The sequence below is a fragment of the Luteibacter rhizovicinus DSM 16549 genome (assembly GCF_001887595.1).
Classification (GTDB): Bacteria; Pseudomonadota; Gammaproteobacteria; order Xanthomonadales; family Rhodanobacteraceae; genus Luteibacter; species Luteibacter rhizovicinus.
This window is the reverse complement of the sequence record NZ_CP017480.1, coordinates 2,836,509-2,853,795: the sequence shown is the minus strand read 5'-3', so window position 1 is coordinate 2,853,795 and position 17,287 is coordinate 2,836,509. Positions and strand designations below refer to the sequence as shown.

Genomic DNA, 17,287 nt, shown 5'->3' with positions numbered 1-17,287 from the left:
CCTCCAGCACCCGAGACTAAGACCCACCCCCGCAACGGGGATCACTTCGTACCGCCATGCTCCCGGTAGTACTTGAGGAACGAGTCGCGGTACGAAAGATCCGGGCCAGCGAGCTCACTTTGGCCGTAGACAGTGCCGATGGCCGATGCCGCTTGTTGCATATTTATCTCCCTATTGGCGAAGCGTTGATATTCAGCCTCGTAACGAGCGTGATTGGCCTCGTTGCCTGACATACCAATATCATCACCGCCAGACGCCAGAATCTCGTGTCGAACTCGCTCGTTGCTCAAGGTGGCGAAGCCCTCGCCAATGAGGCCCTCGTTGATGTAGTGCTGCGATGTCACCTGGGACGGCTCGAGACGGACAGCGTGGTCGACGTGCCCCAATTCATGTGACAGACCTCTAAGAAAAGTGCGAATACTGTCTTTGTGCGCACTGTTTAAAAGGCAGTCCCGCTTTCCGATTGCTGACGAGTGAGCTTTAGCTGTTGCGCAAACTGCTGAAGTTCGCGCTTTAAGAGAGCCTCGCTCCTCCGAAGCCCTTCCTTCTGCACGATGGCGATTCGATCGAGATCGAGCATCTCGGTGTCCAGCGCTGCCCTTTGCAGGGCGAGACTCATGGCCGCGCCAGATCCAGTACTCCCCATCGCCCGGCTATTCTTGTCGCCGGAGATTCGTAGAAGGGCTTGCCCAGCGCCAACCTGCTGCCCCTCGGATACCAGAACCTCTGAGACCACACCGCCGTCCCTCGCCGATAGTCGGACGAGGCCATCGCGCGGGACTAGGCTGCCTAGGGCACGCTCGCGACGCGTGTAATGGCCGAAGACCAAGAGCGCGACGATCATCGTCGCGGAAACGACAGCGCATGCGACCCAAGCCATGTGTGAGGGCGGGGATGCGACGGTTACCCGACCGAATCCTGTGTTCTGTCTGCCCTCCAGCAACTGCGAGCGAAATAGTGGTGCATCCATGCGAGCTCTCATTGTCTCCGTAACGTCGCGCCCGTGCGGCGGTGAGGTACAAGCTGTCGTTGAGTATGCGAGAAATCATGAGCCCATCAGATTGCTCTGGAGACTGCCTTTCACGACCTCACTGTCGACAATTTCGCCTCGATAACAACGCGTTAGGCGCGGCGACTACGAAATGCCGACACCAGATCGAGGGCTTGACCGACGCATCACGACGACCGTAACTAGCAAGGACCGTCGGACAATCGCAGGGCGGTGTCACAATTGCCGCTCAAGCCAAACCTCGGAACCCCCATGGGCCCGCGCCGCATCGTCTGCCTCACCGAAGAACCGACCGAAACCCTCTACCTCCTTGGTGAGCAGGATCGCATCGTAGGAATCAGCGGCTTCACCGTACGGCCCACCGAAGCCCGTCGCGACAAGCCCAAGGTCAGTGCCTTCACCAGCGCCAAGGTCGACAAGATCCTCGCCCTGAAGCCCGACCTCGCCATCGGCTTCTCCGACATCCAGGCCGATATCGCGCAGGCACTGATCAAGGCCGGCGTGGAAGTGTGGATATCCAACCACCGTAGTGTGGAAGGCATCCTCGAATACATCCGCCGGCTCGGCGCGATGGTCGGTGTCGCCGATAAAGCCGACAAGCTGGCCGCGACGCTCGAACGTGGACTCGACGAAACACGCGAAGCCTCTGCGCTCCTCTTGCGCCGCCCACGCGTCTATTTCGAAGAATGGGATGAACCGATGATCTCCGGCATCCGCTGGGTGTCGGAGCTGGTCGGTATCGCAGGTGGCGACGATGTGTTGCCGGGTCGCGCGGTGCAGTCGCTCGCCAGGGACCGCATCATCGCCGACGCGCAGGAAGTGATCGACACCGCACCGGACATCATTATCGGTTCGTGGTGTGGCAAGCGGTTTCGTCCCGAGCAGGTTGCTGCGCGGCCGGGCTGGGAGAACGTGCCGGCGGTTCGCGATGGTCAGCTGTACGAGGTCAAATCGCCTTTGATTCTCCAGCCGGGGCCGGCGGCGTTGACGGACGGGCTGGCCGAGTTGCGGCGGATCATCCATGGGTGGGCGGTGAGGTAGCACAGGCGTAAGTAGTTTTGCGGAAGTTCGCTACGCACAACTGCGCTGTCGCGCTCATCGATGCGGATCGATGCTCTTCCACGGGATTCGTATCGTGGGAGAGCGCTCGTGAATGCACGCATGGCTTGGCGGCTTGGCATGGCGATCCTGCTTGCCCTCGGCGCGTCGGTCGCCTCGGCCCAGGCAGCCGCACCCGCCGCACAGAACGCAGCGGCGACAGCACCGGCAAAGGTGTTCCCGAAGGAACAGATCGACCAGTTCATGGCGCCGATCGCGCTCTATCCGGACGCCCTTCTCTCCCAGATCCTGATGGCTTCGACCTATCCCGCCGATGTGGCGGATGCCGCGACCTGGTCGAAAGCCAACCCCAAGGCGTCCGGCGATGCCGCCGTGAAACAGGTGGCCAGCCAGCCCTGGGATCCCAGCGTGCAATCGCTGGTGGCTTTCCCCCAGGTGCTAGCGCAGATGGGCGCCCACATCGATTGGGTACGCAACGTCGGCGATGCCTTCCTCGCCCAGCCCGATGACGTGATGGGTTCGGTGCAGCGGCTTCGTGCCCAGGCGCAGAAGGCCGGCAACCTCAAGAGCACCGAGCAGCAGAAGGTGATCGTGCAGCAGAGCACGCCGCAGACGACGATCATCCAGATCGAACCGGCCGACCCGCAGGTGGTCTACGTGCCCTCGTACAACCCCACCGTGGTGTACGGCACCTGGGCGTACCCGGCGTATCCGCCGCCGTATTACCCGCCACCCCCGGGCTATTACCACCCGGTCGCCACGGGACTGGCCGCCGGCCTCGCGTTCGGTACGGGTATCGCCGTGGCCAATTCGCTGTGGGGCGGCTGCGATTGGGGACACAACGACGTCAACATCAACGTCAATCGCTACAACAATCTCAACGTCAACAACCGCATCAGCGGCAACGGCAACACCAACTGGAACCACAACGCCGCCAATCGTCGTGGCACGCCGTATCGTGGCGCGGCTACCCAGCAGCGCTTCAACCAGGGCGTCGGCGGTGCGCAGCAACGTCAGGCCTTCCGCGGCCAGGCCGGCACCGCCGATGCCAGCCGGCAACGGGCGATGCAAAGCTTCGACCGGACCACGGGTGGTGGCGCGGCGGCCTCGGCACGGCGGCCAGGTGAGACCTTCAACGGCGGACGCAACGCCGGTGGTGCTGCCGGTGCCGGCAATCGTGGGGACCTCGCCAATCGCAGCGGCGGTGGCGACCGACAGGGTGGCTTCAACCGCGCCGGGGACAACAACGGCGGCCGCGACGGTGGGCTGAACCGTCCCGGCGCGAACGGCGGCGGTGTGCAGAACCGGCCGAATGCGCCGCAGGCGCGGGCCAATGCCTTCTCCGGCGTGCGCTCCCCTGGCAATGCGCCTGCGCAGCGCGAGCAGGGACAACGCAGCATGCAGAGCATGGGTGGCCAGCGTGGCGGTGCCGCCGCCGGCCGCCAGATCAATCGGCCTGTCCCCGCCCGCGCTGGCGGCGGCGGATTCCATCGTCGCTAGGAGCACGACATGTCCCGATTCCTTGCCAAACGGTTCGCGCAGTCACTCCTTGCAACGTCCCTGTTTGTCGCGCTGGGCGCCTGGGCTGCTGCGGCTACCTATCCGACCCCCGATGCGGCGACCAATGCCTTCGTCGCCGCGCTCAAGGCACACGATCAGCCTGCCCTCGCCCGTGTCCTCGGCGACGACTGGCGCACGTACATCCCGACCGATGGTATCGATCGAGCCGATGTCGATGCCTTCATCGCCGACTACGACAGCGCACATAAGATCGTCACCGTCGGCGATACCAATCACCTCGCCGTGGGCAGCGCCAACTGGGTGCTACCCATCCCCCTGGTGAAGGGAGCGAGCGGCTGGTCGTTCGATACGAAGGCCGGGCACGAAGAGATCATCGCCCGCCAGATTGGTCACAACGAAACCTCGGTACCCCAGGCCCTGCTCGCCTATTACGATGCACAGCGCGATTACGCCTCCAGCACCCACGACCAGGATACGGAGCCGCATTACGCGAGCAAGCTGATCAGTACCCCGGGCAGGCATGACGGCCTGTACTGGGAGGCGAAGGACAACGCGCCGGAGAGCCCTTTAGGCCCCTACTTCATCACGCCACCTACCGGGGGCGGCTACTACGGCTATCACTACCGCATCCTCACCGCGCAGGGGCCATCCGCGCCCGGCGGCGCGTACAACTACATGCAAGGCAAGGTGCTGGCCAATGGCTTCGCGCTGATCGCCTGGCCGGTGCGCTACGGCGAGACAGGCGTGATGACGTTCGAGATCAGCCATGACGGGCAGATCTTCGCCAAGAATCTTGGCAAGGATACCGAGCACGCTGCCGCCGCCATCAACCGCTTCGACCCGGACTCGAGCTGGACCGAAGTGCAGGCCGACACGCCGACCGCAGGAGATACCCAGTGAACGCTCGCCCCCTGATCGCCCTGCTCGCCCTCGCTACCGGCACCCTCGTCGCGACACCGGGTCATGCCGAGGCCACATTGAAGTGCACGATGCGCTTCGACCTGGCGTCGTGGTCGATCCTCTACAAACACGCCTCGGGAACGGGGACCATCACCTGCGCGAACGGCAGTCACCTCAAGGTGAAACTCACCGCCAACGGCGGCGGCCTCTCGGTAGGCAGTCCACGATCAAGGATGGCAAGGCCAACTTCTCGCACGTCATGTCCATCGACGAGACGCTCGGCACATATGTCGCCGCCGAAGCGAGCATGGGTATACCCAAGAGCGGTGAAGCACAGATCATGACCAAGGGCGAGGTGAACATGTCCCTCGCCGGCGCCGGCAAGGGCTTCGGCCTGGGTGTCACCCTTGGCGGCATGACGATCGAGAAAGTGCCCTGAGGTACAACGCCATGCGCAAGGTCAAACTCGACTACTCCTACGAGGTGAGTTGCGTGCGGCACCTGAGCGATTCGGGTGCTTCGTGCTTTTCGGCGGACGTGGTCATTCGCGATGCCGACGGCAAACAGGTGACGAGACTGGTCGGCAAGCGCCTGCACAGCTACGTCGAAGCCGCCGAAGACGAGGCGGTCGAAGAGGCCCGCCTGGAGATGAAAAAGCTTCAGGCGCACAAGCCGGCCAGCGACGGTTCGCGCTGACCGCGAACCGTCGCCACGCGCGGCCAGCTACCTCCCGGTCACCGCGTCGTTGAGCTTCTCGATCGCCTGATCAGCCGTAAACGTGTTGGGCTTCTGGACTTTCGGGAAGTCCACGAACGTCTGATTGAACTTGGTGAGAAGCGCGATCGCGCCGTACACGATATAGACGTGCTTGATGAGCCAGTCCCAATAGGTGTTCGATGTGACGTCCGCGAACTCGTAGGGGTCTGTCCTCAGGTTGTAGATCTTGGGAACACGCATGGCCGTGAACGGTTCCCCCCAGATCGCCATCGTGCCTCTGCACCTTTGTTCGATGAACGTGACCTTCCAGTTGTCAAAGCGAATACCCAGGATGTCGCCGTCGTCGGAGATGTAGACGAAGAGCTTGCGCGGTGACTTCGCCTCCTGGCCGGTCAGATAAGGGAGCAGGCTCACGCCGTCGATGTGGTTCTTGTACGTGCGACCAAGCGTCTTCACGCCCTTCTTGAGATCGTCGACGACCGTGGTGTTACCCGCGAGCTCGAGGAACGTCGGCAGCCAGTCGTGATGCTGGACGATCTCGTTGGACACGGTGCCCGGCTCGATCTTCCCCGGGTAACGAACAACCAGTGGAATACGGAAAGCACCTTCCCAGTTCGTGTCCTTTTCGCTACGGAAAGGCGTCATCCCACCGTCCGGCCAGGAGTTCCGGTGCGGGCCGTTATCCGTGGAATACAGGACCATCGTGTCGTCGGCGATACCGAGTTCATCCAGGTAGTCCAGAAGTGTGCCGACGTTCTTGTCGTGGTCGATCATGGTGTCGTGATAGGGCGATTGCCAACGTCCAGCCTGACCCAGGCTCTCCTCCTTGGTATGCGTGTACAGATGCATGTGGGTGAAGTTGACCCAGACAAAGAACGGCGTCTCGTCCTCGGTCGCCTGCTTGATGAATCCTTTCGCCCGCTCGGCAAAGTCATCGTCACAGGTGAGCATGCGCTTCGTGTCGAGCGGACCCGTATCTTCGATCTTCTGCTTGCCGATCCTCCCCCACCTTGGCTGTTCGGTGGGATCGTCGACGTCGGTGGCGAAACTATGGATGACACCGCGTGGCTTCACCGTCTCGATGAAAGCGCCGAAGTCCGCCTCGGGGAAGTAGTCGTACATCTCCGGCTCCTCCTCGGCATTGAGATGGTAGAGATTGCCGTAGAACTCGTCGAAACCATGATTGGTCGGCAACATATGATTGAGGTCGCCGAGATGATTCTTACCGAACTGGCCGGTTGCGTAGCCCTCTCTTTTCAACAGGGCGGCGATCGTGACGATCTTCTCGCTCATTCCGACCGGGGCGCCGGGTATGCCGACTTTAGAAAGGCCCGTGCGCATGACGCTTTGACCCGTGATGAAGGAGGATCTTCCCGCCGTGCACGACTGCTCGCCGTACGAATCCGTGAACATCATGCCTTCCTTCGCGAGGCGGTCGATGTTCGGCGTTTGATACCCCATCAGGCCGTGGGAATAGCAGCTCAGGTTGGAGATGCCGATATCGTCGCCCCAGATGACCAGGATGTTCGGGCGTTTACCATGTTCCGACCCGCCTCCTTTGGCAGGCTCGGCCTTCTTCTTGTCTTTCTTGTCGCTCTTGCTTGCGCTTGCCATGGTCGCTTCTCCACAAATGCACCGATGGGTCAGGGGGCCGACGGACGTGGGTTCACCGACGGATCGAACACGGTCTTCCAGTCGTTCTTCATGCTGACGACGCGGAAGTGGTAACGCGTGGCGGCGGCAAGGGAGTCGCCGTTCTTTTCGGCATAGGCGAATTCGCGCGCGGCGTCGTCGTGATTGACAAGCAGCGCGAACGACGGACCGCCGCGGTCCATGGCATAGCGCATCATCGCCACGTCGCCCACGCCGCCGACATTGCCGCCGACGAAGACCGGCCGACGACCGATAGCCAGATGGATGACGGGCGGCTTGCCCTCGCGATCGGTGACGTGCTCGATCTTGCCGGTGTACGTCAGCACGGTCTTGCCGTCGCGCTCGCCGAAGCGCGTCTGCAAGGAGCTGCCGATCACCCGCTCCGGAGGAATGCCGAAGACCTCCTGCGACATCCCACGCGTGTACGCGACCGGAGAGCCGCTGCATATCCAGGTCTGAAAACCGTTGGCCTCGAGGTAACGCAACAACTCGACCATCGGCCGGTAGGCCAGTTTCGTATAGGGCTGGCCAAAGTGTGGATTCGGCGCAGCGCGTTCCTCACGCGCCATATCGACCGACACCTCGTCGGCCGTACGATCATCCACCGCGGCCGCAACGATCTGCGCAAGCCCGCTTTCGCCGAGTGCCTGCAGACCCTTGAGATCACCCGCGAGGAGCGCCGCCACGCCGGGCTGCTGTTTGAGCTCGGGATGTCTGGCCACCGCTGTCTTCACATCCGCCACCAAGGGCAAGACGGCACCCGGCAGGGGCTTCTCCGTCATCAGCGTGCCGTCCATGTCGAACACCGCGACGCGAGCCTCGGGGGCGATGTAACCCGCATCGCCGACTTTCGAGGCGGCCGTCACGAAATCGATGACGGCGGTGCGTGTCGGGCCGTCGTTCCACGAGGGCAGCACGTCGCCCGTGTCCGAATGAGCCCGCCCTGTCGTGACAAGGACGAGCAGCAACCCGAGCACGGCGACGCTATGACGCGTTTCCCATCGATAGCAAAGCATGGACACACTCCCTCCTCTGGAGCGTCCGATGATCCGCAGATGACTGAGATTGTCGAAGCGTAGTAGCGCGCATAAGACCGTAAGTAAATCTACGAGGGAAGCGCAGGCTAGGTAGAAATACCCAGCCGTTTCACGATGGTTTGCTCTGTGTCGGGAGCTCATCGGCCGCGAAGATCAACGCATGCGAAGCGCGACGATCCCACGCCTCTGGTGCAGCGCGATGTTCGCGCTGGTGCCCGCGCTTGCCGTCGCCCAGGAGGAACCGACTGCCAAACCCTCCTTCTGGCAGCTCATGCACGACCCGAACGACCACGCCATCGACATGTCCCGCTGGCTGCTCCAGCACAAGGGCGCCCTGATCGTGCCGATCGTCATCACCGAACCGGCGGTCGGAAACGGAGGTGGCGCGGCGGCCGTGTTCTTTCGCCCCGCAAAGCAATCGCAGGCCTCGAAGGACCGTGGTGAACGCATCGCACCGGACATCTATGGTTTCGGCGCGGCCAAGACGCAGAATGGAACCTATGGCGGAGCCCTCGCCGGCGAATTTCACTTCCGCGACGATCGCTGGCGATACAAGGCGGCGCTGGGCAAGGCGTCGGTCAACCTCGACTTCTACACGCAGGGGCTGGTGCTCGCGCCGCGGAAGATCGGTTACAACCTCAATGGGTACTTCTCGTTCCAGCAGGTGCAGCGCCGCGTGGGCGACACGCCGTTGTACCTGGGCGTGCGCTGGATCTACATCGATCTCAACAGTCGCCTGAACATCGAAAGCAACCGCCAGTTCTTCCAGCCGAAGGACTTTGCCAGCAAGGCGTCGGGCCTTGGCCCGGTGATCGAATACGACAGTCGGGACAATACCCTGACTCCGTCGAGCGGCCTGCTGGCGATGATCGACACCACGTTCTACATGCCGGGCATCGGCAGCAGCAACACGTTCCAGTCCTATCGCGCCCATACGCTGGGCTATATCCCGATCGGCACCGCACTGGTGCTCGGCCTGCGCGCGGACTACCGCACGGCGCCGGGCAATGTGCCGTTCTACCAGTTGCCATCGATCGACCTGCGGGGCATTTCCTATGGCCGCTATCAGGACACCTCGGTCGGCATGGTCGAGGCGGAAGTACGCTGGAACATGACCAAACGCTGGGCCACGTTGGCCTTCGCCGGCGCGGGGCGCGCATGGGGCAGGCATAACGCGTTCGACAGCGCACCCACGGAGACGACCACGGGAGTCGGCTTCCGTTACCTCATTGCCAGCGCACTTGGCCTGTATGCCGGTGTGGACTGGGCCTGGAGCCACGACGACCACGCCTGGTACCTGCAGGTCGGCAGCGCCTGGCGCTAATACGGAGACTGCGATGACTACACCGGGCGACTACCGTTACACCCCTGCCGCCATCGTCGGCAACCCGGACGACCGGGGCGATCCCGCCGTCGAACTCTCGGCGCGGCGCACAGGCATGTCGTTCCAGCGTACGCGCATGAGTACCGACCGCACGCTGATGTCGGTGATGCGTACGTCGATATCGCTGATCAGCTTCGGCTTCACGATCGGGCAATTCTTCGAGCGCCTCCGAACGTCGAAGATCCTGCCGCAGGAGAGTCATGCACCCCGTAATTTCGGCGTGGCCCTGGTAGCACTCGGAATCTTCATGCTCGTGTTGGGGATCATTTACCACTTGCACTACATGCGCACGCTTCGCCACGAACGGCTCGCGATGACGCGCGAGGGCCTGATCCACGGCGAGACGCCCTATCCCGTATCGATGACCCTGTTGGTGGCGGTCGTGATGCTTCTTCTGGGCGTGCTCGCCATTATCAGCATGACGACTCACATCGATCCCTTCGACTAGCGGATGACGCCGTCGGCCTTCATCTTGGGGATGAGGGTCTTCGACAGCTCGTTGGTCGCCTTGGGAATGTCGTTGCTCGCCAGTCCCTGCGTGGTCACGGTCCAGACCAGTTTCTGGCTGCGCACATCCCACAGGCTGGTCTCCAGGGTGACGACCGTGGTCTGGGTGATCTCGGGCGTGTTGTCCCAGGCACCGCCATACCAGCCGTAGAAGCCGCCGTAGCCTGGACCCGGGCCGGTCGGCGTCACATTGATGCGATCTTCCACGCGCTGGACGCGTGTGACCAGTACCGCGTCGCTGCCGGTACTGCGGACCACGTCGCCGAGTTTCGCCGAGCCGTCGTGGCCGGACGGGATGGCCGCGTAGCTTGCCTCCGCGCGTACCCCGGCGGCGCTGAGGTCACGGGCGAAGGTATCCTCGAACAGCCGGCGCATGGTGTCGCTGCGTGCGACACCGATCACCAGGATGTTCGAGGCCGGCGGGCCGGACCAGCTCGGGTCCTTCCATTCGTTGGTGACACTGAACGTGGCGCAGGCCGACAGCAGCAGGGCGACGATGAGGCTTGCACGGTATTTCATGATCGGAGCTCCTCGGATGATGACGGCTTCTACGGTGTGCTCTCGTCCCTCGCCGCCGTGTAGGGACCGCCCGGATCACGGATCAGTCCCATGCGAATCGCTTCGCGCACCAGCGCGACGCCGCTGTGCACATGGAACAGATCCAGTAGCGATTGCCGATGACTCTCCACGGTCCGCACCGAGATGCCGAGTTCGATGGCGATGTCGCTGGCTCGCAGGCCATTGGCCATCCGTTCGAGCACCTCGCGCTGGCGACGGGTCAGGCGATGGACGGAAGGTGGTGCGTTGACCAGCGCTGCCATCAAACCCGGGCTGACGTAGCGATGACCGTCCAGGACGTCCCTGACGGCATCCAGTAATTCGTTGCGTGGTGACTGCTTCAGCACATACGCCCAGGCACCCGATTGCATCGCGTCCTGCACGATCAGCGGCTCGTCATGACCCGAAAGGATGATGAAGCGGCTGCCGTCGCGACGCTCGGCGATCCGCCGGACGGGTTCGAGGCCAGGCATGTCGGGCAGGTCGATGTCACCGACGATCACCATGCCAGGCTTCACGCATTCGAGCAGCGCGCTGGCCGAATACACCAGGACGACGGAACGGACGTGCGGCGCAAGCAAGGCCGATACCCCTTCCGCCACCACACGGTGGTGATCGGCGACGACGACATCGACCGCCAGGGCTGGGCCTTCGCGTAGCTCGTGCATCGTCGTCAGAGCGCGAGATTGATATTCAGCACAAGCGGCTCGCCCTTGATCCGGTTCTTCACATCGAACTCCTTGACCCAGCGCAGGGTGAAATCGATGCTGCTTTCCTTGCTGAAGGATTTTTTGTAAGCAAGCGCAGGCCCGGCGCCATACGAACGGCCCTTGAAACCATTGAGTCGATCCGCCGTCGCCCCCTTGTCGTCATCGATCTGGCGAATCACACCGATGACGCCGCCAAAGCCCCAGCCACCCGGCGTGCGCTTCATGGCCAGCAGGTCGAGGTGGAAGACGGCGCCGTTCTGATAGTCGGTGGCGTGATTCTTCGAGTAGAAGTCGATACCGGCCAGGGCACTGAATTCGATGCTTCCCTTGTCGTAGAGATGCGTGTATCCGACGGCCGGCGTATACGTCCAGATATTCAGGCCTTTGTTTGCCAGCCGGTTCTTCTCGTAGTCCGCGGTAGGCGCGTAGACATACACGCCGAATGACCAATGTTCGACTTCGCTCACGTGGTAGCTGGCGATCACCGGTGCAAAGTACAGGTCGAAAAGGCCGGACGCCCGGTCATTCACACTGCCGGAGCGCTGGCCGACGAAAAGTGACGCCGACACGGAAGGACGGATGTAAGGCACGGTGAACATGGTGGCGAAGTTCCAGCGTCCCTTCCCCGTATCCCAGATGTACGCGAAAGTCGCCGCATAGAGATCGACCTTGGCGTGCAGGTTCAGCGCCGTACTGCCGCCGATCGGCACCGGCCGGCTCGCACCGATACTGCCGTCGTAATTGATGTAGCTCACGGAGACGTTCAGCCCCGGTGTCGGCGGAATGATGCCGACATAGGGCGTGACCTGCGCACCCGTGATCGAACGGCCCAGTGCGGCTTCCGTGGCGTGCGCCGCTACCGGCGACAACGCCGTGGCGATCAGGGCAAAGACGAGTCGACGGTTCATTGGTCACGATCCGGCATCGTTGACGGTATACGCAGAGTGCGGCCCACGCACCCGTGCGATAAGCGAACTTTCACCCTGTACGCATAGGTAAAACTACCGGCCTCACAAGCGCGGTCTCAGCAGGGAACCGAAGCTCAGGTACACGGCGGTGTGTCCACCCGCGGCGTGACCGAGTCCCAGGAACACCGGCCCCAAAGGCGATTGCACGCCGGCGAAGATGCTCCCGGCATAGATCAGGTTGCCGAAGCTCACATCGCTCTTGCTCTGCCATGTGTTGCCGGCTTCCAGGCTCATCCCGATGAAGATCGGCGTCGAAAACAAGGCATCGAGGTTACCGGTACGGCGATACAGGACAGCGCGTCCCAGGGCGGACTGATTACCTCTCAGCGATCGTTCGCTATAGCCGGAGAGATTGAGGAAGCCACCCAGGAAGTCCTGGGCCTCGAAAAAATTCGAGTTGTCGACGGCACTCGAAGCACGCACGCCGAGCAGGAGGTGATAGCGTCCGTCGCTCATGCCCAGGTTCGGTACCCAGTCGGCGACGAGACGTGCCACATCGCCCTTCACGTCCCCGCCGAGTACCGGCCTGTAGCTCTCGTAATCGAGGTTGACGTGCGCACCACGGGTGGGAAACGCCGCGTTGTCCAGGCTGTCCCAGTCCACCTTGACACCGAGCGAGGCGAAGTCCGAAGAGCCGCTCGGGAACGTCGTCGGCGTCCCCACGCGGAGATCCCCGTTGTCCCTTCCGCGCGCGAAGACGGTCGAGACGCGCCAGTAGGACGCCGGCGTCCAGCCGAGTTCGAAGCCTGCATTGCGACGACGGATGCGGTATTCCGCCAGCTGGTGATCGGCGCCATGGTCGAAGACCGGTACGTCCTCGTTGCGTAGTACCGCGAACGGCATGACATAGGCTGTCGCGCCTTGTCCGAACGGCTGATAGAACTCCGATCGTATGCCGCCGATGCGGCCGCTCCATAGCGTGTTGCGCCACTCGCCGCCGCTGTCGTTGAGGTTGGCCGCGGTGATCTCTGCCGAGATCAGGTATTCGCTGCGGCCGTTGAAATCGTCGTCGAGCTGGAAGCCCATCTTCCCGTAGATCGGCCCCCACGACTTGTCTACCGGCGTCAGGCGGATGCCACGATCTTCCCCGCGCTCGACGAGGTGGTAGTCCACCTGCTGGAAGCCACCCTGCCCGTAAATGCCGCCGATGCGCTGTTCGACATCCTTCGGATCGAAGACCTTGCCGACCTCCGGTTTCAGGCGATTGGCGGCGAACTGACCGCTGGCCGTGCTCTTGGTATCGACATCGATGAAGGCCACCAGCTTCGGATCGAAGCTGCGCTGGCGATGGTTTTCTTCGAATGCCTGCCAGGACGACGGCGACGCGGTGAGTTGACGAAGACGCGGAAGCGCGGCCTCCGCGGCGGCGCGGCCGATGGCGATCGCCTCTTGCGCCCGATTGAACTCGCCGGCTCCCAGCTTGCCCAGGGCCGGCCGGATAAGGATGTCCCTGTCGTTCAACGCGGCCAGTTGTCGGGCCGTCTTCTCTGCCATCAACGCACTGACCATCTGGTTGAGCAGGGCGACGGGGTTGGTCAAGGTCGACTGCTCGGCCAGGGGCGACCCCACATCCACGACAATCAACCGGTCAGCGCCCATGTCGCGCACCACGTCGATCGGGACGTTGTCCATCAGCCCGCCGTCGACCAGCAGTTTCCCGTCGACATTGGTCGGCGCGAATGCCCCCGGCACGGACATGCTCGAACGAATCGCCAGCGGCAGGTCGCCGTGGGAGAACACGACCGGTTGGCCTGCCACGATGTCGGTCGCCACGGCGCGGAACGGCACCGGGAGGTCGTCGAAGTCCGTCACGTTCCAGGTCGACAGCAACAGGCGACGCAGCAGAAGAAGCAGCTTCTGGCCCTGGACGACACCGGCGGGCGTGACGATATGGCCGTTCTTGTAGCCGACCTCGAAGTTCAGCAGATACCGATAATCGGCATCTTTCCGGCGCATAGGCTCCTCGACGCGGTCCGGATCGTCGGAAAACAGGTCCTTCCAGTCGAGTTGCCCGATCACATTGGCCATCTCGTCGGAGCTGTAACCGGCCGCGTAAAGGCCGCCGACGATCGAGCCCATGCTGGTGCCTGCGATGCGACAGATGGGGATGTGCTCGCGCTCGAGCACCTGGATCACGCCGATGTGGGCGGCACCCCGTGCACCGCCCCCGCCGAGGACCAGGCCGATGCACGGTGAGGGATCGCGTGGGGCGGCGTGCACGCTCGCCGTGCCGAGCAAGAGGCAGGCTGCCAGCGTCGAAAGCCACGGGGTAGACAGGTGCATGCGGGTTGCCCTTGTCGCGATCGGTTCCGCAGTGTCGGACAGACCGACCGTGCAGGGCAGCGAAGAACCGGACCCGGGAACTGCGCAGAACTACTTAGACAGAAGTGGGACGGCCGACCGAGGGGCAAAGACACTCTTGGCCCGATGCACGCGTATAGTCCTCCGGGGGTGTGGCAGGGGCCGCCCTTTGAAGTCATGACAGCTGTTCGGGGGCCACCGTGACGAGGTGGCGGGAGAGGCGATGACGCAGACCTTGGCATCGACGCAGAGCGCGGCCCATTGGTGCGGGGGCGTTTTCGTGGGCGCCATCGTTGCGCAGCTGCTCTCGGCCGCCTTGTGGAGCCATCAGGGCGGCACGCATATCGTCTGGTTCCCGGGGGCCGTCCTGCTCGGCGCCCTGCTCGCCACGCCGCGACGGATGTGGCCGGCGTTGATGGGCGCCGCACTGATGGGCCTGGTCGTCACTGGCGTGAGTTTCGGGCTGCCGCTGGCGGATACCGCCCTGGTCGTGTCGCCAGCCGTGTTGCTCACGCCGGTCGCCGCGTGGCTGCTCCAGCGTGTGCCCTCGCGTGTCCCGCCGCTGGAGGATTTCACGCGGCTCTATATTTTCGCGGCGGTCGCCGTCATTACCCTGCCCGCCGTATGCGCGACGCTCATCGAGCACGCGAGTCGCTACACGTCGTTTCGCGGCTCGATCCTCAGCGACTGGCCGAACATCGCACTCGCCCATGCCCTTGGCTACGTGCTGTACGTCCCGGTCTGGGTGAGCGTGCGAAGTCCGGACGCGGCCGTGCGCCACGAACCGCGACTGCCCACCGAGTTCTACCTGCTCATGGTCGTCTCGATCGCCCTGCTCGGCGTCATCTGGTACGGCTACGGGAATCATGCGGAGCTCGTGCCCGTACTCTGCCTCGCGCCGGCGCCGATCATCATCGCGGCGATCATCCGGGCACAGATGACCGGCAGCTCCATCGCCGTCTTCGTCATCGTGATCATGGCCGGACACCTGAGCATCGGTGGCCACGGCCCTTTCATGGCCGCCACGCCGCAACAGACGACGCTCGCCCTGCAGCTCTGGACCCTGACCGCGGCCCTGTCCGCACTGACACTCGGCGTGGTCGTCGAGCAGCGTTTCGCCAGCCGTCGCGCCTTGAGCCATGCCCATGACGAGCTGCGCGAGATGACCGGACGGCTCATCGCCACCCAGGAACAGGAACGCGCCCGCCTCGCGCGCGACCTCCACGACGACATCAACCAGCGCCTGGCCGCGGCATCGATCGGCCTCAGCTCGTTGCGCCGACGTGTTGCACCGGCGATACAGGCCGAGGTCAACCACATCCAGCACCAGGTGATCGCCTTGTCCGAGGATGTGCGCCAACTCTCACACGAGCTTCACCCCAGCTGCCTGCACCATGCGGGCTTACGCGATTCGCTCGAAGCGCTGTGCCATACCTCGCGCCGTCCGCGGGCGCCACACGTGGTCTTCATCGCGGACCGTGCCATCGATGTGCTCTCGGCGGATATCGCGCTTTGTTTCTACCGGGTCACCCAGGAAGCATTGACGAACGCGTTGCGTCACGCCGATGCAAGCCAGGTCACCATCAAGGCGTCCGTGACCAGCGGACTTGCTTCGCTGTGGATTTTCGACGACGGTAAGGGCATCGATCCCGAGATCTTGCCATCGACGGGGCCAGGCATCGGCCTGATCAGCATGAACGAACGAGCGAAGCTGCTGGGGGGCAGCTTCGAGTTGCGTACTGCACCGGGGAAGGGAGTGGATCTATGTCTGCGCATTCCGTTGGAAACGAGTTGAGCTGCGAGGCGTTGCCGCGCATCGTCTTTGCCGATGACCACCGCATGGTCGCCGAAGGGATCGAGCGCCTGCTCGACGACGACTTCGAGCTGGTCGCCCTGGCCCAGGACGGTCGCAGCCTGCTCGACATCATCGAGCGCGAAAACCCGGACCTGATCCTCTCCGACATCAACATGCCCGGTGGCAATGGCCTCGAAGTGCTCAAGACCCTGCGTGCCCGCGGGGACAGCACGCCCTTCGTCTTCCTTACCATGCATGCCGAGCCCGCCCTGGCCGCCTCGGCCATGCGGTCGGGCGCCAACGGTTACGTCCTGAAGGTGTCCGCCGGCGACGAACTGCTCAGCGCGCTGCGCCAGGTGCTTGCCGGCGGCACGTATGTCACCCCTTCGCTGGGGGCACGCTACCTGCGCGGTCGCATGGCCGATCTGCACGAACTCACGCCGAAACAGCGCGAAGTGTTGCGCCTGGTCGGCTCCGGCCTGCGTTCCAAGCAGATTGCGGCGCAGCTGGGGCTTTCGGTGCGCACCGTCGAAGCCCACAAGTACACCATCATGCAGATCCTGGACGTGCACAGCACACTCGAGTTGGTGCGCCGATCGGAGGACCTCGGCCTGCTGTTCTGACCGGGAAACACGGAAGTAGATATACGCAGCAGTAGTCGCGTGGCTTTACGCTGGTCCGCATGCGCTGCCAGGTGGAGAGTGACTCTCATGGACGACTTACGCCACACACGTTTCAGGGCCAGCGTTGTTCTTGCGGACGACCATCCGCAGACCGCGCTGGAAATCGAGCGCCTGCTGCGCGAAGACTTCGACGTGGTCGGCGTGGTCGGCAACGGCGTCGCGCTCGTCTCGCTGGTCGAGATCCTCCGGCCCGACGCTGTCGTCACCGACATCGCCATGCCGGGCATGGATGGCCTGGAGGCGGCACGCCGCATCGCCGTCAACTGCCCCGGCCTGCCCGTGATTTTCGTCAGTTGTCACGACGATGCCAGCGTTGCCCGGCGGGCGCTTTCCGTCGGCAGCGCGTTCGTCGTGAAGGCATCCGCCGGCGAGGACCTGCTCGATGCCGTGCACGCGGCACTCCGCGGCGATGCCTACGTCTCATGCTCGGTCCGCGCCGGCTATCCCGACACACCGTAGTTCTACTTGGGGGCGGGACCGTAGTT

The 17,287-nt window shown here is 63.5% G+C and carries 18 protein-coding genes; 10 read left to right on the top strand and 8 right to left on the bottom strand.

Features of this window, described 5'->3' with window-relative positions; translation table 11 throughout:
• Window positions 1-41: 41 nt before the first annotated feature.
• Complete coding sequence (locus BJI69_RS12965) at window positions 42-344, bottom strand: hypothetical protein (RefSeq protein WP_125903046.1); 303 nt, start codon at window positions 342-344, stop codon at window positions 42-44.
• A 95-nt stretch (window positions 345-439) separates the two neighbouring features.
• Window positions 440-619, bottom strand: a complete 180-nt coding sequence (locus tag BJI69_RS22900) for a hypothetical protein (RefSeq protein ID WP_244465204.1) — start codon at window positions 617-619, stop codon at window positions 440-442.
• Window positions 620-1,261: 642 nt separating this feature from the next.
• Here BJI69_RS22900 and BJI69_RS12955 point away from each other — a divergent pair.
• From BJI69_RS12955 to BJI69_RS12935, 5 genes are all read left to right on the top strand, one after another.
• Window positions 1,262-2,050, top strand: coding sequence for a cobalamin-binding protein (locus BJI69_RS12955; RefSeq protein ID WP_046966379.1), 789 nt, complete (start codon window positions 1,262-1,264; stop codon window positions 2,048-2,050).
• 120 nt (window positions 2,051-2,170) lie between these two features.
• A complete protein-coding gene (locus BJI69_RS12950; protein ID WP_052767039.1) occupies window positions 2,171-3,568 on the top strand; it encodes a DUF3300 domain-containing protein in 1,398 nt (465 codons plus the stop codon).
• A 9-nt stretch (window positions 3,569-3,577) separates the two neighbouring features.
• Complete coding sequence (locus BJI69_RS12945) at window positions 3,578-4,489, top strand: DUF2950 domain-containing protein (RefSeq protein WP_046966378.1); 912 nt, start codon at window positions 3,578-3,580, stop codon at window positions 4,487-4,489.
• Between the two features lie 259 nt (window positions 4,490-4,748).
• On the top strand, window positions 4,749-4,928 hold the full coding sequence (locus BJI69_RS22300; RefSeq protein ID WP_125903044.1) for a hypothetical protein: 180 nt from the start codon (window positions 4,749-4,751) through the stop codon (window positions 4,926-4,928).
• An 11-nt stretch (window positions 4,929-4,939) separates the two neighbouring features.
• On the top strand, window positions 4,940-5,185 hold the full coding sequence (locus tag BJI69_RS12935; RefSeq protein WP_046966377.1) for a hypothetical protein: 246 nt from the start codon (window positions 4,940-4,942) through the stop codon (window positions 5,183-5,185).
• A gap of 27 nt (window positions 5,186-5,212) precedes the next feature.
• Here the strand turns inward: BJI69_RS12935 and BJI69_RS12930 are convergent, their stop codons facing one another.
• On the bottom strand, window positions 5,213-6,820 hold the full coding sequence (locus tag BJI69_RS12930) for an arylsulfatase (protein ID WP_078023173.1): 1,608 nt from the start codon (window positions 6,818-6,820) through the stop codon (window positions 5,213-5,215).
• A 29-nt stretch (window positions 6,821-6,849) separates the two neighbouring features.
• Entirely contained in the window at window positions 6,850-7,875 is a 1,026-nt protein-coding gene (locus BJI69_RS12925) for an HAD family hydrolase (protein ID WP_046966376.1), read from the bottom strand.
• 181 nt (window positions 7,876-8,056) lie between these two features.
• Between BJI69_RS12925 and BJI69_RS12920 the strand changes: the two genes are divergently transcribed.
• Both BJI69_RS12920 and BJI69_RS12915 read left to right on the top strand, forming a co-directional pair.
• Window positions 8,057-9,220, top strand: a complete 1,164-nt coding sequence (locus BJI69_RS12920; protein ID WP_071924958.1) for a BamA/TamA family outer membrane protein — start codon at window positions 8,057-8,059, stop codon at window positions 9,218-9,220.
• A gap of 13 nt (window positions 9,221-9,233) precedes the next feature.
• Window positions 9,234-9,728, top strand: coding sequence for a YidH family protein (locus BJI69_RS12915; RefSeq protein ID WP_211258459.1), 495 nt, complete (start codon window positions 9,234-9,236; stop codon window positions 9,726-9,728).
• Here BJI69_RS12915 and BJI69_RS12910 read toward each other — a convergent pair.
• The 4 genes from BJI69_RS12910 to BJI69_RS12895 form a co-directional block, all read right to left on the bottom strand.
• Window positions 9,725-10,306: a hypothetical protein gene (locus BJI69_RS12910; protein ID WP_046966374.1), complete on the bottom strand. Its 582-nt coding sequence runs from the start codon at window positions 10,304-10,306 to the stop codon at window positions 9,725-9,727. The genes BJI69_RS12915 and BJI69_RS12910 overlap by 4 nt on opposite strands.
• 29 nt (window positions 10,307-10,335) lie before the next feature.
• Window positions 10,336-11,013, bottom strand: coding sequence for a response regulator (locus BJI69_RS12905; protein WP_046966373.1), 678 nt, complete (start codon window positions 11,011-11,013; stop codon window positions 10,336-10,338).
• Window positions 11,014-11,018: 5 nt separating this feature from the next.
• On the bottom strand, window positions 11,019-11,963 hold the full coding sequence (locus BJI69_RS12900; protein ID WP_046966372.1) for a SphA family protein: 945 nt from the start codon (window positions 11,961-11,963) through the stop codon (window positions 11,019-11,021).
• Window positions 11,964-12,065: 102 nt separating this feature from the next.
• Window positions 12,066-14,306: a patatin-like phospholipase family protein gene (locus BJI69_RS12895; protein ID WP_046966371.1), complete on the bottom strand. Its 2,241-nt coding sequence runs from the start codon at window positions 14,304-14,306 to the stop codon at window positions 12,066-12,068.
• A 241-nt stretch (window positions 14,307-14,547) separates the two neighbouring features.
• Here BJI69_RS12895 and BJI69_RS12890 point away from each other — a divergent pair, with 241 nt between their 5' ends.
• The 3 genes from BJI69_RS12890 (at window position 14,548) to BJI69_RS12880 (ending at window position 17,261) form a co-directional block, all read left to right on the top strand.
• A complete protein-coding gene (locus BJI69_RS12890; RefSeq protein WP_046966370.1) occupies window positions 14,548-16,119 on the top strand; it encodes a sensor histidine kinase in 1,572 nt (523 codons plus the stop codon).
• On the top strand, window positions 16,089-16,742 hold the full coding sequence (locus BJI69_RS12885) for a response regulator (protein ID WP_071924957.1): 654 nt from the start codon (window positions 16,089-16,091) through the stop codon (window positions 16,740-16,742). Before BJI69_RS12890 ends, BJI69_RS12885 begins: the two co-directional genes overlap by 31 nt.
• An 87-nt stretch (window positions 16,743-16,829) precedes the next feature.
• Window positions 16,830-17,261 (top strand): response regulator, encoded by a 432-nt coding sequence (locus BJI69_RS12880; protein WP_052767038.1) that lies wholly within the window; start codon window positions 16,830-16,832, stop codon window positions 17,259-17,261.
• Window positions 17,262-17,287 lie beyond the last annotated feature (26 nt).